Source organism: Bacteroidota bacterium, assembly GCA_013696965.1.
Taxonomy (GTDB): Bacteria; Bacteroidota; Bacteroidia; order JACCXN01; family JACCXN01; genus JACCXN01.
In genome coordinates, this window is sequence record JACCXN010000042.1 from 24,724 (window position 1) to 41,674 (window position 16,951).

Sequence of the window (16,951 nt, forward strand, 5' to 3'; positions counted from 1 at the left end):
TGGCCACAAATAGCAATTTGAAAGCAATACCAATGTTCCGGAAATTATTATTGAATGGAAGGAGATGAAGAATTAGTGGATTCTCCAAAACGAATGCCTAACATTATTTCATGCGTTCCAGAACTATATTTCTGAAGGCCGGAAATTGTATAATCATAAGCATAACCAAATAAAAGGTTATCCTGATAAATAAATCCTATCATCGCAGAAACGGCATCCCTGGTTCTAAAGGTTGCGCCAACCCATACTTTTTCCTGGTAAATAACTCTTGCACTAATATCAAATTGAACAGGAACAGGCTCCACATATTTAACCAACAACATGGGTTGTATTTGAAAATTTTCCCCTGCATCAAATTTATATCCTGCTGTTAGAAAATAGTGGCTTTCAAGTCTAGCACGGTTTTCATTATTGGCAAAAAATTTAAGTTTGTTTTGAGTAATTTGAGGAGTAGAAATACCAACAAAATATTTATCGTGGTATAAATGAACTCCAAAACCAAAATCAGGTACCACAACAGATTGTACTCCAGATGAAAAATAGTTGTCTCCTTGATCTCTTACTGTTATTTTAGACCCATCAATTGCAAATTGGAGCACTCCTGCAGATAAACCCATTGCCAATTTAGTTTTTTCCGCAATTCGTAAATGGTATGAATATGAAAAATTTGCTCCAATTCTTCTGGTTGGTCCGGTAATATCAGTAAATACAGTGGCTCCAACACCCATGTTTTTTTCTTTAATGGGTGAATTCATGCTAAGGGTGAATGTTCTTGGTGAATCAGTAATACCAACCCATTGGCTTCTGTTGTTTAATCGGATATTAAAATGGCCATCTGTTCCTGCCACTGCCGGATTAATTGCAAAATCATTTAGGAAGTACTGACTATAATGCTGTATTTGTTGTGCTTTTAGCACAACCGAAGCAAACATTACAGGAATAAGAATAAATAATAATTTTTTCAGCATAAGTTTATCTCATTATTGTGATTGGACCTGTTAATGGTTCAAATCGGTCATCGTGAAGATTAATAACATAATAGTAAGTTCCAACAGGAACTCCTCCCCCATTGTAAGTTCCATTCCATGGATTTGTATAACCAGGATTTGAACGAAACAGCATTTCACCCCATCGATTGTAAACCTCAACTATTGATTCCGGGAAGAATTGAATGTTATCAATTATCCAGGTATCATTTAATCCATCACCATTAGGAGTAATTCCATTTGTAACAATAATTTTAGGTATTACACTTACCAAAACCGAATCATTACTGACGCAACCATTCTGATCAGTTACAGTTATATGATAAATTGCTGAATTTGCAGGAGTAACAGATGGATTTGCAATAAGAGCATTATCAAGACTTTCAGATGGACTCCATAAATAAGTGTTTCCTGGTGAAGAGGTCGGAGAGCCACCAATTGTTAAACTGGTTCCGGCAATAATCGAGGCATCTAATCCAGCATTTACCTCAGGAGATGCATTTACTGTTACAGTTACTGTATCAAAAGCAACGCACTGACCAACTTCCGCAGCAAGTAAATATTGATGAACACCAGCTGAAGGATTAACCTGGAAAATGCTATCCTTACTTACTTGGATCCTATCAGGCAAGGTATACCAGGTAAAAGTGCTTCCTCCCCTTCCTGTTAAAAATACCGGCCCCCTACCAACACAATATGTAGTATCTGATAATGCAAGGGCAGAGACTTGCAATAAAGGGTTAAGCATTATAAGTGTATCTTTTTTACAACCCATCTGATCGGTAACTGAAAGAGAATATGAACCTTCAAAAAGATCATTGATATCTTCTAATGTAGAGTTTGAACTTCCACCCCATTCAAATATATAAGGGGTAGAGCCTCCTGTAATTGTTACATTGATAGAACCATTATTCACATTACTACAAGTAGGGTCAATAATTGTGGTTAAATTAATTACAATTGGAACAGGTTCATTAATGGTTAAATTTTGTGATGCTGTGCAACCGTTAAAATCTGTAACTGTTACAGGATAAGAACCTGCACAAAGATTAGTGTTAGATCCTGACCCCCAATTGTAGCTGTATGGCAAAACCCCGCCGCTTGCAATTATTGTTGCCTGTCCATCACAGATTCCACCACAGCTTACATTTATAACATTGGGAGAACTTAAGGATAATTGATTAGGATTTGTCAATGAAGTTGACATAAATGTTATACAACCTGACACAGCATCCTGAACCTCTACAAAATAAGTTCCTGCACAAAGGTTAATCGCAGTTGAAGCATTGAAAGCTCCCGGAGTCCACAAATAATTATAGGTTCCGGAGCCTCCGCTAGCCAAAACCGTAGCAGATCCATCGCAAACACCGAAGCAATTTACAGCCGTGGAAGTTATACTTGCAGTAGGGCCATTTGTATTGGATACAGCAATATTCAAAGATTCAGAGCAACCATTAGCATCTGAAATAATTACATTATATAAACCAGCACATAGGCCTGTAAGCGAAGATGTTGTTTGTCCTCCTGATGTCCAATTATAAGTATATCCACCCGCTCCGCCAGACACAATCAGATTTATAGAGCCATTACACACAGTACAAGAACTATTGGTTATGAAACTATTTACACTAATTTGAGATGGTTGTAAAATATCAACAGAGGCAACACGCTTACATCCATTTGCATCAGTAATTTCCAGTGAATAATTTCCTGCTGATGCAGCGCTTATTGTATTTGTTGTTTGTGCACCTGGAATCCATAAATAGCTATAAGGAGAAACACCTCCCACAGGGTTTACAACCGCTGAACCATCAGATAAACCAAAACAACTTACATCAGTTACATTACTGTTTTCGCCCGTTGGTCCACCGTTATCACTGATATTTACATTTATTGATTCTGAACAACCAATGGCATCTGTTACTTGAACAGAATAAACCCCAGAACATAAGTCTATAGAAGTAATTGTTGTATTATTATTTGACCATAAATAGGTATAAGGGCCAGTTCCACCTGACACATCAATAACAGCTGATCCATCACATTCCCCGCAGTTTGCATTTGTAGTTGAAGCTGTTATAAGTATTGGGGGTTTAGTGTTTATTACTACCGTTTGTCCGGCAGTACATCCATTAGCATCAGTAACAGAAACAATATTGCTTCCTACACATAACCCTGTTGCTGTTTGTGTAATTTGCGAACCAAAATTCCAGCTGTAACTATAAGGAAGAATTCCCCCTGTAGGAAAAACTACTGCAGTTCCATCGCAACCTGATTCACAAGAAACACCGGTAGTTGAAGAAAATCCAAAAATAATTGAAGCAGGTTGTGTAATGGTAGCCGTTGCAAAACTTATACATCCCAAAACATTATCGGTTACAGTTACAATATAGTTTCCTGGACAAAGTGATGAAATACTATTTGATGCAATTCCATTACTCCAAACAATTGAATAATCACCTGAGCCATTGCTAACAGCAACAGAGGCAGAACCGTTGCAACTTCCGTTACATGTAGTATTAGAAGATGAAATAACCAATACTGGACCATTCGTATTACTAAGGGCAATTGTGTCATTTTTTGAACAACTCATCGCATCTGTAATTGTAACCGGATATAAAGCTGCTCCTAAGCCTGTAATAGTAGGAGTAGATTGGCCACCAATTGCCCAAAGATATGTATATGGTGCTGCTCCTCCTGTTGGGGTTAAGGTAATTTCTCCATTTGTATCACCACAATCAGGTTCTATAAAACTGGGATTAGCTATAATTTCAGAAGGTCCATTTATAGTAACAGTAACATTCATTATGCAACTATTTGCATCCATTACCTGAACATTATAAACACCAGCAGAAGCATTAGAAATTGTGTTTGATGTATAACCTCCCGGAGTCCATGAATAATAATAAGGTGTTGTTCCTCCAGATGGAAATATTGTGACTCCCCCATCCAATGATCCATAACAAGAAACATTAGTTGTTGTTTGAGAAGCCCCTGTTGGACCATTAGAATTAGTTACAGCAATATTTTCTGTTATAGAACATCCATTTGCATCAGTAATAAGCACTGAATATAAGCCTGCACAAAGACCTGCAATGGACGATGAAGTTTCATTGTTACTCCATATATAACTGTAAGGACCTACACCACCAATAGGGTTTACTCCTGCTGATCCATCACATACTCCACAATCAGCAGATATGGAGGAAGCATTCGCTTGAATTATTGTTGATTCTGAAATAATAACTGTATTAATTGTTATGCAACCAACAATATCTGTTACAGTTGCATAATAAGTTCCTGCACATAATCCTATTGCATTCTCTGAAGTGCTAGGGTTGGATGTCCATGAATAAGTATAGCCGGGAGTTCCACCGGAAACAGAAAGGGTAGAACTACCATCACAGTTTGTATTGCAACTGGCATTATTTGAGGTAGCAATAACAACAGGTCCATTTTCATTACTTACAGGAACCGTAAAGTTTTGCATACAACCGGAATTATCAGTTATATTAACTGTGTATAAACCAGCACATAAATTTACTGCTGTATTTCCTATATCTGAATTACTCCAGCTTATATCATAAGGAGCACCACTTCCCCCTAATGGGCTAACTGTGGCTTCTCCATTACAAATATTGCAAGGGGGGCTGGTAACGGTAAAATTATCGGTAATGGCAGCTGGTTGCGTTAAGGTAAGTGCTGTATTATAATTGCAACCATTTGCATCTGTAACAATAATTGAATAATTACCTGCACATAAACCAGATGGATTTTCAGATGTATAACCCCCAGGAGACCAAAGGTAAAAATAGGGTGCAGTGCCTCCTGTTGGGGTAATTAAACCTGTTCCATTACAAGCTCCATAACAACTAACATTTGACCCTCCGGCCGAAGCAGTAAGTATATTTGGCTGAGTAATATTAAAACTACTTACTCTTGAACAACCACTAGCATCTGTAACAGTTACATTATATAATCCAGGGCACAGATTACTTAGGGTATTTCCTGAAAATCCGGTTGACCAGTTAATTGTATAAGGCCCTGTTCCTCCTGAATTTACAATTGAAATACTACCGTTGCATGAACCATTGCAGGTAATTTGAGTTATAGTTGAATTTACAGTAATAATAGAGGGTTCTGTAATTGTATAGGAAAAGGCTCCATTACATCCGTTTGCATCAACAACTTGTGCAGAATAGGTCCCGGGAGCTAAACCAGAAACAGTAGCTATTCCCGATGTAATAACCACAGGACCAGTTGACCATGTAACAGAATAAGGGGATGTTCCTCCGGTAATATTTACTGTTGCTGTACCATTCATATACCCGTTGCAGGAAACATTTGTATTGGTTCCACTAACTTGAAGAGGGCCAGGAACCTGAATTAAAATAGATTCATTTCCTATGCAATTATTTCCATCTTCTATTTGAACAGTATAAGTCCCAATACACAAACCAGATTGAGAAGCACTATTGCTTAGGCCTCCTGACCAGGTATAATTGTAACTTCCATTTCCACCCGATGTATTAAGAAGGATTGCTCCATCACATACACCTTGACAGCTAACATTATTTATAATGGGATTACCCTGAACAGGCTCGGGTTCTCCAATAGTGATTGTCTCAAAAGTAATACATCCTAGTGTATCTGCAACTTGTACAAAATGAATTCCAGCACATAAATTTATTGCAGAAGGTGAAGTATTTGAGCCAGGAGTCCAATTATAAGAAAAAGGATTATTTGGCCCAGAAGCAGTAACAGTTGCTGTTCCGTTGCATGCTCCAAAGCAAAGTGCATCAGTAAAAACATGTGAGGTTAAAGGGCCTCCGTTATTGCTTACTGCAACAGAAAAAAGAATTGAACATAAAGAAGCATCAGTGATTGTTACATTATATAAGCCAGCACAAAGATTAGTTGCAGTAGCTGTTGTTTGTTGAGCTGGATCATCCCATAAAAATGTAAAGGGGCCACCTACACCACCCACCGGGAAAACTGTTGCGCTTCCATCGCAAATTCCACATGTGGCTATGTTAGACGTTGATGTAGCAGTAATTTCAAGAGGTTCTGTAATGTTGAAACTTTGAGTTGCAACACAGCCATTAATATCTGTTACTTGAACATTATAAGAATCGGAGCATAAACCTGCAATGGAGGAGGTTGATTGTCCATCAGGAGTCCACAAATAGGTATATGAACCAGTACCACCTATTGGACTTACGGAAGCTGTACCATCACAAATTCCAAAACATGAAGCATTAGTAGAGGATTGATTTAAAAGTATAGCAGAAGGTTGAGCTATAACCACAGAAGCATTGCTGGCACAACCATTTGCATCTGATACAGTTACAGTATAATTACCTGCGCAAATTCCACTTTGAGCAGAGCCAGATAATCCTAAGGGCAACCATGAATAATTATATGGACCTGTTCCTCCGGAAGCCACTGCATTGAGTGTACCTGAACAAACACTATTACATAACAAATCTGTACCTGTGGCATTGAGTGTTAATAAATCAGGCTCAGTAATATTTATGTTTAATGTTATACAGCAACCGGGGGAAAGCGAATCGCAAATGCTTACTGAATAATTTCCTTTACAAAGATTAGCGATAGAAGAAGTAGTTTGTCCTGTTGACAGCCAGAAATATGTATAGATACCAGAACCACCTGTTGCTGTTACTGAAGCGGTTCCATTGCAGTTTTCAAAACAATTTAAATCAGTTTTAGAAATGTTTCCAGCTAATCCAGCAGGTTCAGTGATAGTGAATATTTGATTTACATTACAACCATTTGCATCAGTAATTGTAACTTGATATGAACCAGGACACAAACCTGTATTTGAAGGACCATTAGGTCCTGTTGGAAACCAAGAAAAGGAATAAGGCGCTTGCCCTCCTGATGGATTTACATTTGCAAGTCCATTACACGAGCCATTACAATTTATGTTTGTACTTAGGGGGTTAGGATTTATCATAGTAGCCGCCCCAACATTTATTGTAAGGTTAACAGAACAACCATTAATATCTGTAATAGAAACAGGATAATTACCAGGACAAAGATTTGACCTGAAAGGATTTGTGGAACCATTGGACCATAAAAATGTATAGGGCCCGCCATTACCGCCCGAAGGACTTAAAAAAACAGATCCGTTGCAAAATCCATTACAGCTAACATTGGTTACAATTGGATTACCCACAATTTGATTGGGCTGGTTTACAGTATCAGAAACACTGGTTACACAAAGGTTTGCATCTGTAACAGTAACAAATTGAACTCCAGCACACAAATTACTCACCAGTTCAGTGGTTGGCCCTGAAAACCAGCTATAGGTATAAGGTGCTAAACCACTATTAGCAACCACAGAGGCTGTACCATCACAAACACCATTGCAACTGGCTGGCGTTGTGGAAGAGGTAATTTGTGGACCAGAAACAGAATTAACAATTATAAAGAAAGTATCAATACAAGAAACATTGTCTGTAATTTGAACCCAATAAACAGCAGCAGCAAGGTTTGTAGCAGGATTTCCTGTTTGGCCATTACTCCATAAATAGGAATAGGAAGGAGTTCCTCCAGAAGTATTTAATAAAATTTCCCCATCCGTATTTCCACATGTTGCATTGGTAATGTTTGGTGCTGGATCTATTAACATAGGGGCATCAATAAAAACACTATCAACAATCGAACAAGCATTTTGATCTGTAATTGTAACCACCTGGTAACCTGAGCATAAATTGTTAGCTGATGCTGTAGCTTGAATGGGAGTGCTATTCCATTCATAAGCTAAAGTTCCACTTCCTCCGGCTGCATTTGCAAAAGCACTACCATTACAGGTTGAGCCACAAATGGCATCTACAACATTGGAAAAATTTAATGTAAGTACTGGAGGATTAATGAAAACAGTATCAGCAGAATGTGAACATCCATTGGCATCTGTAACTGTAACTGTAACCGGTCCAGCGCAAATACCGGTAGCTGTTTGAGTTGTTTGAACAATTGGAGTATTCCAACTATAAGTATAAGGATTTAAACCCCCAAAACCAGTTGCAGTAGCCTGAGCATCACATGCACCAAAACAACTTATACCTGTACCGGTACTGTTAATGGTAATATTTACCAATGGGCTAATCTGTACCTGCAATACTATAGAACATCCTTTTGAGTCAGTAACCGTTACAGAATGAGTACCAACACACAAGAAAATGGCAGTTGGTGTAGTTTGAGGAATTGGAGTATTCCAAAGATAACTATAGGGAGCAGTTCCTCCTCCAACGCTAACAGTAGCTTGTCCGTCACAAACTGTATTACAACTTGCTGAGGCATTAGTTACACTGGCATTTAGTACCAATGGCTGGGTAATGGTAACGTTTGTTGAATCTAAACATCCATTCGCATCTGAAATAATAACAGTGTAAAGTCCCGGACAAAGATTGGATATTGATTGGGTAAATTGAGGAGGATTTGTATTCCAGGAATAAGAATATGCTCCAGAACCTCCAGTTGCATTAGCTGTAGCAGTTCCATCACATATTCCAAAACAATTTACATTGGTGAAAGTTGCTGAAGCTTGCATTATTACAGGCTCTGAAATATTTTCAGTATGCATGTAAACACATCCCAGATTATCTGTAATGGTTGCTGTGTATGAACCCATACAAAGATTAATGGCTTGGTTTCCGGATTGAACCGGATTAGTATTCCAGCTAACATTGTATGGGGGTGTAGCTCCTGAAAGTGATAATGTTATTGAGCCAGTGCAGTTTCCAAAACAATCAACCTGCACTAAGGCAGCTGTTGAATTGAATACTGGAGGTTGCGTTAAAGTTACTGTTTGTTGCTGAAAACATCCAAATACATCTGTTACAGTAACAGTATAAGCAACACCAGCACAAAGGTTTATTGCAGTTTGTCCAATCTGGTTTGGAATCATATTCCATAAAAAACTATAGGGACCAGTACCACCACTTGGATTTGCTGTAGCAGTTCCATTGCATAAACCGAAACAAGTAATGTTGTTTACAGTAACATTTGGAACAATTGTAGTTGGGTTTATTACTTCTGCCGAGGCACTAGCAGTACAACCATTGTTATCAGAAACAATAACGCTGTAAGTATTAATACATAAGCTACTGGCAGTTTGTGTTGTTTGAGAGTTACTCCAATTGTAAAAATAAGTTCCTGTCCCCCCGCTAACATTTGCTGTTAACTGACCATCGCAAACTCCTGAACAACTAACATCATCATCATTTACAAAAACTGTAAGCAAAGCTGGTTCATTTACAAAAACAGTATCAAAGACCTGACAATTGTTTTGATCGGTAACAATAACTGAAAATTGCCCTTCACATAATGCTGTTATTGGGCTGCCAGAAACAGCATTAGACCAAATTGAGGTATAGCCTGGGGTTCCACCGGAAATATTAACATTTGCTGTACCATCACATGAACCAAAACAGCTAATATCAGTAGAACTGGCATTGGCGATTAAAATACTAGGCTCAATTATGTCAATACTTCCACTAACAGTACAACCTTGAGCATCCGTAACTGAAAGAGAATATGTATCAGGACAAAGATTATTTATTGAGGAGTTCAGGCCAGTAGTATTTGAGAGAACGATATTGGAACTGTTAGTCCAAACCATGTTAAAAGGACCGGTACCACCCGTTGGCGTACCGGAAGCGGAACCATCACAATTGCCATTGCAAATCACATTGGTTCCATTAATAGACAACAATAGGGGAGCCGGCTCGGTAATAACGAAAACAACTGTATCATTACATGCATTATTATCGCTCACAATAACAGTATAAGTCCCAGGGCAAAGGCTAGTTAAAGCGGATCCTGAAAAAACACCAGGAACGGTTGCAGTCCAGGCAAAATTATAGGGGCTTGTTCCACCAATTGGACTCACCGATGCTTCTCCATCACAAGCACCACCACAAGTTACATTTGAAGATAAAGGATTTAGAACAAGAGGATCAGGCTCTGTAATTGTTATACTTTGAATTCCTACACATAATGAATCATCTGTAACAGTAACCGTATAAGAACCAGGGCAAAGATTTGAAATTCCAGGAGTAGTTTGTGAACCTCCCCATAAATAATCATAACCTCCAGGGGAAGCTGTTGCTGGTTGTCCATTAATAGTTCCGGTTCCACCTAATGGGTTTGCTAATGCCTGACCATTGCAAAACCCAAAACAAGAGATATTTGTGGGTGTAATATTTGGAGTTAAAAGTTGTGGTTGTACAAGGCTTGTAGGAAATGTTTTGGAACAACCATTGAAATCGGTAACAGTAACGGATGTAGATGGTGTTACACATAATGCGGTATCTAATTTCTGGGTTTGTCCATCTAGCCATAAGTATGTATAAGGAGCGGTTCCAGCCCCCGATAAGGGCGTTACATTAATCCAGCCATTACAATAACCAAAACAGGTAGGAACTTTTTTAGCGAAGTTAACAGCAAGAGGATTTGGAGCATTAACAGTTATAAATGCAGGAAATTGACTCATATCACATGAATCAGTAATCAAAACAAGGTAATTACCCGGCCCAATATTAGTTAATGGGTTGCCATATGCAATGCCTGCGCCTAAAGTGCCTCCAGTCCATTCAAAACCAAGATTTCCGCATGCCCCATACACATTTGTTATGTTAATTGATCCATTTGTAGCAGGACCTTCCGAAGAGTTATTACAGCTTGGAGAAATAATTGTATACTTAATGCTATCTACTTGAAGTAAAGAGTTTGCACCGTTGTTGTGGGTTTGATTTTTTTGGGTGTAAATAAAGTCTGGGGGAAACTTTACGTTAACAGATTTTGCATTAAACCCTATGGGAATTTGTTCGAGTATAATTTTTGATTTACCAAAATCAACATTTGCCTTTTTTCCCTTGATTTGTACTGTTTTAGCCTTTATAAAATTATTGTTTGAGCTAAAATAACCTGTTTCAAAGTAAATAGATTTTTGATTGAAAAAATTACCCTCAAGTTTCCATTCACCCTTTTTACCAATAAAAAAAACATTTGAATTAAGTAATATATCCTTTGTATTTATTGTATTTCCTTTGGATTCTGACTTAAAGAAAATATCCCCGGAAAATAAAAAATTAACTTCTTGATTTAATTCAAATGATCCATGAATATTTAAATTGGATTGGCCTTCAAAAAAAGGATAAGGAGTCCCTTGTTTCCAGGAAAAATTTTTACAAACAGAAGTTGCAGATACAAATACATGCTGATTAGAAACTGTAAAAGAATTTTCATCAAATATTACGTTATCATTCTCAGTAGGAATTGACATTCCCCCTTTTCCGCCTGATTTTGATGACCAATGTTGGGAATTATCCCAATTTCCAGATCCTTCTACCCAAAATCGATCTGCAGCTGTTGCATTATTTGTAAAAAGTAATACTAAATTTGATAGGATTATTAGGGCTAGTAGCTGTTTTTTCAAATTAAAAAAGAATTAAACTTTTATCAATGCGATTTTACGAAAACTTTCTTTGTTTTGTTTCCAATACACTCTGTTTTTTAATAATAGAAAGAGTCCTTTTAAAACTATTCTAGAACAAAACTGTCAACGAAGATAATAATTTGTGCGTAAAGTACTTATAGAAAAAACATTTTTTTCATTTGAAGAATGCTATTCAGTATGTTTTTTATTAAAACAAATGCAGTTATTATTAAAAAGACATGTTACTTTTTCTTGATTTTGCCTTCAAAAGGAATCACTACTGTTATCCTGAAATTTCTTCCTGGTTCAGGAATATTTAAAATTCTGTACCGGCTGAGGTGATTAAAATATTTTTTATTGGACAAGTTGTTTACCGAGAAAATGAATTGAATTTTCTGCTTCTTAAAATCAATAGATGTTCCCATTGAACCGTTTAACAAAACATATCCTGGAGTTTTCAACTCATTGCGTGCAGTTTGATTTTGTGCAGCAAAGGCTTTTGCATTTATATTAAAAAAAGTGTTTCTGAACTTGGAATTAATTGTTTCTAATTCATATTCCCCCTCTATTTCAACTGAAAATGGAGGTGTAAACGGAAGTGGAAAGTGTAATAAAATATCGTGAGCCATTACATATTCTCCTGTTAGCCCCAAATGCATTGCTTTATTTAAATGATAATCGGCTTTAAACTCTCCTCCTGTTGTAATTGCTTTTGTTTGTCTAAAAACATAAGTTTGTCCCCCTTCTGGTAAAGTTGAAAATCTACCGCTAGGTGTTAAAAAAATATAATTATCAAAATAATAGAAAAACGGAGTTAGGGCAAAAAAGAAGTCCCCTTTATGGTGGCTTAAACCTAGATCCAGTTGATATCCTCTTTCAGAACCTAAAGATGAATCTCCCATTTCATGTCTGAAAGCTCCGTGGTGGATGCCATTTGAGGCAAGTTCATTGGTAGTTGGAGATCTGAAACTACTTCCAACATTTAATTTGAAATTCCAGAATTCAGTAAGATTATAGGAAAGTCCTATTCCTCCTGAAAAATTACCGAAATTTCTGTTAATATTACTGTTTCTTCTTACATAGCTCCTAATCGATACTGAGTCTTCATAAACAGGTTCCAAATATTCATAAATTTGAAGTACTGTTTGATCATACCTTAATCCTGCATTAAAAAACAGATCTTTATTCATTCTAAATTTTTGAAATACAAAACCTGCAATGTTTTTGGAGGTGTAATCAGGAATCAAAAACTGAAAACCTCCTCTATTGTTTTGTTGGAAATTTCCTGAAAGGCCGAAAACAAAATTTGATTTTTCTGATTTTTCCACCTGGTACCTTACGTTCGCTGTATATGTTTGAAGCAATAAATCAAGTTCTACATCACCATTTGGAGTTGGTCCTTTTCCATGTGCAAAAGGAACAGATAATTCTTGCCTATGATTCTGTTGGTAACCCATATCAATAGTCAACCAATTTTTAAAAACAAGCAAATTAGAGTTGGAGATAACTTTAAAATGCTTTGTCTTCTGGGCAGGAAGTTCAATATTCCTATAGTCTCCATCGTGTGCAAGTTTGAATGCTCTTGGTGTTCCATGAGCTCCGGGAAATAATCCTGCATGTTGGTCAAACGCTGAAAAAGTAACGGTTGAATGACCCCAGTTGCGCTGAAGACCAATTGTGGATGAAAAATTATTTTCCACTCCAGCTGTATTTTTTAAACGTTTGCCCTCTATAGGCAATAAAAAATTGTTATAAACAAAAGAATCAGCAGGTATTTTGTAATCAGCATAGTTTTGATGAGTCAACCTAAATCTGAAAATATTGCCTTTTCTATTGCCTTCAACCATTGCAGAAGTTCCAATTAAATCATTATTCGAAGCCCCTTTTAAAAGTAGGGATGAAGTAAAAGTGTTTTCATGAGGCACAATAGCAGGCCTGATGTTTATTACTCCACCCATTGCATCTGAACCATAAATGAGAGATGCTGGTCCTTTTAAAATCTCAACCCTATCAATGTTATGCTGGTCTATTTCAAGTCCATGATCTGCACCCCATTGCTGGCCTTCCTGTTTTATTCCATTTTCAGCAACAGCTACCCTGTTAAAAGCCATACCCCTTATAACAGGCTTGGATATTCCTGTTCCAAGGTTTATGGAATTAATTCCCGGTATTTTTTCAAGCGTTTGGGCAAAACTTGTACCTGCATTTTTTTGAATAAATTCCCTGTTAATTACCTCAACAGACATCGAGCGTTCCTGGTCATCTATGTTTAATGTACTTTCTTCAATTACAAATGCTTTTAGTTCAAGGGATGTGGATTTTAAAATTATATCGATATTTTCATTACCAGAAATTTTAAAGGTCCAAACTGCAGTTTCATATCCAGTATAATATACATGCATATGATAGGAGCCCGGTTTTATTTTTAAAAATTGGTAATTTCCACTAATGTCCGTAGTGGTACCAATATTTAATTCATGGATAAATACAGTAGCTCCGGGCAACAAAACATTTTCAGTATTTCTTATTGTCCCCTTTAAGGAATAAAAAGCCTGGGCTGAAAGTGCAAAAGGGGCCACATAAAAAAACGACAACAAAATTAACCTGTATATTGAGCAGGAAAGGTCTTTTTTCAAAACTTCAAGTAAATGGAATTAAAAATACCATTGCCCTTTTTTTAAATGGGCAACAAAAACAAGAGGATTACAAAAAAGAGTATGCAGGGGGAGCTCTTTCGGAAACAATACCGCAAAAGAAATTAAAAAAAATTGAAGTTGCTATTTGATTCTCTAAATGGAAAAAGGATGAATAAAAAGTAATAGGGAAAGATAAAAGGCCAAGTTCTTTAACAAAGTAGCTATCGCAAAAAAAGCAAAAATCTTCTTCAATTTCATGCAAATGATAGGTTCCGCTTGATTTTTTATGCTCTCCTGATTCACACACTGCTTGGTGATGATGCAATAAGTTTAAAGGTAAGTGAAGAAAAATCCACATACCTAATAAAAATAAAAATGTTGTTTTTACCGCTATTGCCTTCATTGTTATTTTACAAAGGTAGCTTTTTCTAAATTAATACTAAATCAAAAATTATTTAGAAAATTCTAACCTTTTATTTTGCATTTCGTACTAAGCAGTAATTAAAATAATTATGAATAAAATAATCATCTGGTTGAAAATCGGGAAAGTATTTATTGACCAGGAATCTATAAGAGGTTTGAAACGCAAAGGCCCACAGACTCAAATCAGTTTATTTAGCAACCAGGTTTTAGTTGTTAATGCCTCCTATGACAAAATAATTGAAATGCTTCCTTCTGGCAGGTTTTAATGATAAGCAGGACAAAGGGTTCCATTTTGTTTTCCTTTCCTTCCGCATAAATACACTCCTATCATAATTTCATGGGTATTAGAACTTGCAGTTCTGATTTTTGAAGTTGTATAATCGAATGAATATCCCATATCAAGGAATGGAAGTAATTTCAGCCTTATTAATGCTGCTAAGGCATCCCTGTTTCGCAAGGAAAATCCTAATGAAAACACATTCTTGTAATCCCAAATTAAATTCAAATCAATTGCTGGAGGGGCCATAGGAATGAATTTTACCATGGTTGACGGAATCAGGGAATATTCCCGATTAATGATCAATTTGTGACCTGCAGAAAAAACATAATGTCTGGCAATCTTACTGTCATTCCCTATTTGGCCACCAGGGCCTTTTATCCTTTTATTGTATATTTGGCCTGCTGCCAATCCTGCATATGTATTTTTGCTATATAGCCATAAACCTGCAGTAAAATCAGGCAGGACTAAAATACTTTGAGACCCAGCAACTGCATTATCTACAGGGTTAAATAATGTTACATTATTGTCAAAAACAAATTGTTGTAATCCTGCAAAGGCCCCGGCAGAAAGAGTATAGTAATTATTTAAGGGGATATGATAGGCGTATGCCGGATAAATATATGTTTTAGTAAATGGGCCTATTTGATCTTTTTCAAGATAAAAACCAACACCATGGTAGGGTTGAGAAGGCATTTTTTTCTTATTCTTTATCCTGGTTTGAAAACTAAAGTAACCTATTTTAGGAGCTCCCTCAAATCCAAGCCATTGTAACCTATACCCTGTTCTAATATCAATACACTCCTTGCTTCCTGCTACTGCTGGGTTATGGCCAAATTGATTGAACATATATTGTGTGTATTGTCTTGTTTGCTGGGCATGTAAAAATTCTAAACCAAAAATAATTATAAAAATAAAAAATACAGTCTGTCTCATTATTTGATAATTGTTATTGATCCCCGGAATATTTCCGCTGATTTGTCATCTGTTTTTGCGTTTAAATCTATAGTATAAAAATATGTGGAAGCAGGAAGTTCCACTCCCAAACTTGATCCATCCCATTCCTCATTTTGTTCATACCCCTTTGATCTAAAAACCTTTTGCCCCCATCGGTTGTATATATCAATAACACAATCAGGGTAGTAATTTATAAAATGTATCTGCCAAACATCATTTACACCATCTCCATTAGGAGTAAAAGCATTTGGAATTACAATGCGCGGCAAAACAAAAACAGTAACCTTATCCTGTGCATTACAAAGTTCATCACTGTAAGTATATGTAGTGTATGTAGTTGTTCCACCAGGAGAGGCAATGGGAGATTGAGTTTCAAAACTATTTAATCCTGATGGAGGATTCCACAAATAAAAGATCCCATTTCCATCTGCAAACAGTTGAACACTTCCTCCTTGAATTATTGTTTTGTCTTCTCCTGCATTAACAAAAAGTGTATTATTAAGTTCCTGAACATAAAATTCTTCTTTTTGTTTGCATCCAAAAGCATCTGTAACAGAAACAGTATGATTTCCAACATTAAGCTCAGAAAAACTATTGCTGTTTTGTGGTGTACCCTCCAACATGGAATAGGTATAAGGGCCAGGCCCCATATTAATGCTATCAATTTTTACAGCACCTTTCTTTTGAAAACAAGTGGCATCCTCAATATCAGCTTCTGCTGAATATGTTACAGCATCTCCAGAAATACTAATTTCAATAGTGCAGGCAGAAGGCAATCCAGCATTTTCACTATTAATTATCAAATAATAAGTGGTATGTGGATTCAGAGAAGTTCCACTTAATGAAAATGTTCCCTGTGATCCACTATTGCAATCAAGTTCTGTATAATTTGAAGGATTGCAACCTGAAGCTGAAGAAATAAGTGTTCCGCTTACCTGGGTCCCTGCATCGCAAACCGAATTAACTTTTACAGAAGCATTACCACCCTTTTGATTGGTAGTAAATTTATACCATGTTGTATTGTTGGTGCTATGGCAGGCAGAGGTCCAGGAATCAGCACCTGCATTAGAATTACTGGCACTGTGGCTTTCTCCGAAACATACTTGCTGGGCTCCCGAACATTCATTGTTGGCAGGTTGAGCTGCTAGAACCAGACTAAACAAAGAAAACACAAAAAACAAAAGTAATGGCAAAGGTCTTTTCATTC

General features: G+C 36.8%; 7 protein-coding genes. 1 reads left to right on the forward strand and 6 read right to left on the reverse strand.

Going from position 1 to position 16,951, the window contains the following annotated elements:
• Nucleotides 1–47: 47 nt before the first annotated feature.
• The 4 genes from H0V01_06825 to H0V01_06840 all read right to left on the reverse strand — a co-directional run bounded on the left by H0V01_06825 (nucleotide 48) and on the right by H0V01_06840 (nucleotide 14,490).
• The gene (locus H0V01_06825) at nucleotides 48–968 is read right to left on the reverse strand and encodes a type IX secretion system membrane protein PorP/SprF (GenBank protein ID MBA2583084.1); all 921 of its coding nucleotides are present in this window, start codon (nucleotides 966–968) and stop codon (nucleotides 48–50) included.
• A gap of 4 nt (nucleotides 969–972) precedes the next feature.
• Nucleotides 973–11,451 carry a gliding motility-associated C-terminal domain-containing protein gene (locus H0V01_06830; GenBank protein MBA2583085.1) on the reverse strand — a complete coding sequence of 3,493 codons (10,479 nt, stop codon included), beginning with the start codon at nucleotides 11,449–11,451 and terminating at the stop codon, nucleotides 973–975.
• A gap of 242 nt (nucleotides 11,452–11,693) precedes the next feature.
• The gene (locus H0V01_06835; protein ID MBA2583086.1) at nucleotides 11,694–14,087 is read right to left on the reverse strand and encodes a TonB-dependent receptor; all 2,394 of its coding nucleotides are present in this window, start codon (nucleotides 14,085–14,087) and stop codon (nucleotides 11,694–11,696) included.
• A gap of 67 nt (nucleotides 14,088–14,154) precedes the next feature.
• Nucleotides 14,155–14,490, reverse strand: a complete 336-nt coding sequence (locus tag H0V01_06840; protein ID MBA2583087.1) for a hypothetical protein — start codon at nucleotides 14,488–14,490, stop codon at nucleotides 14,155–14,157.
• A 109-nt stretch (nucleotides 14,491–14,599) separates the two neighbouring features.
• Between H0V01_06840 and H0V01_06845 the strand changes: the two genes are divergently transcribed.
• Nucleotides 14,600–14,776 carry a hypothetical protein gene (locus tag H0V01_06845; GenBank protein ID MBA2583088.1) on the forward strand — a complete coding sequence of 59 codons (177 nt, stop codon included), beginning with the start codon at nucleotides 14,600–14,602 and terminating at the stop codon, nucleotides 14,774–14,776.
• Here H0V01_06845 and H0V01_06850 read toward each other — a convergent pair.
• Both H0V01_06850 and H0V01_06855 read right to left on the reverse strand, forming a co-directional pair.
• Entirely contained in the window at nucleotides 14,773–15,723 is a 951-nt protein-coding gene (locus tag H0V01_06850) for a type IX secretion system membrane protein PorP/SprF (protein MBA2583089.1), read from the reverse strand. The two genes, H0V01_06845 and H0V01_06850, sit on opposite strands and share 4 nt — an antisense overlap.
• On the reverse strand, nucleotides 15,723–16,949 hold the full coding sequence (locus H0V01_06855; protein MBA2583090.1) for a gliding motility-associated C-terminal domain-containing protein: 1,227 nt from the start codon (nucleotides 16,947–16,949) through the stop codon (nucleotides 15,723–15,725). The genes H0V01_06850 and H0V01_06855 overlap by 1 nt, the downstream gene beginning before the upstream one ends.
• Between the last annotated feature and the right edge of the window lie 2 nt (nucleotides 16,950–16,951).

Bases quoted from the DNA above. Each gene is read 5' to 3' on its own strand.
- H0V01_06825 (MBA2583084.1), bottom strand. From the start codon at position 968: ATGCTGAAAAAATTATTATTTATTCTTATTCCTGTAATGTTTGCTTCG.
- H0V01_06840 (MBA2583087.1), bottom strand. From the start codon at position 14,490: ATGAAGGCAATAGCGGTAAAAACAACATTTTTATTTTTATTAGGTATG.
- H0V01_06845 (MBA2583088.1), top strand. From the start codon at position 14,600: ATGAATAAAATAATCATCTGGTTGAAAATCGGGAAAGTATTTATTGAC.
- H0V01_06850 (MBA2583089.1), bottom strand. From the start codon at position 15,723: ATGAGACAGACTGTATTTTTTATTTTTATAATTATTTTTGGTTTAGAA.
- H0V01_06855 (MBA2583090.1), bottom strand. From the start codon at position 16,949: ATGAAAAGACCTTTGCCATTACTTTTGTTTTTTGTGTTTTCTTTGTTT.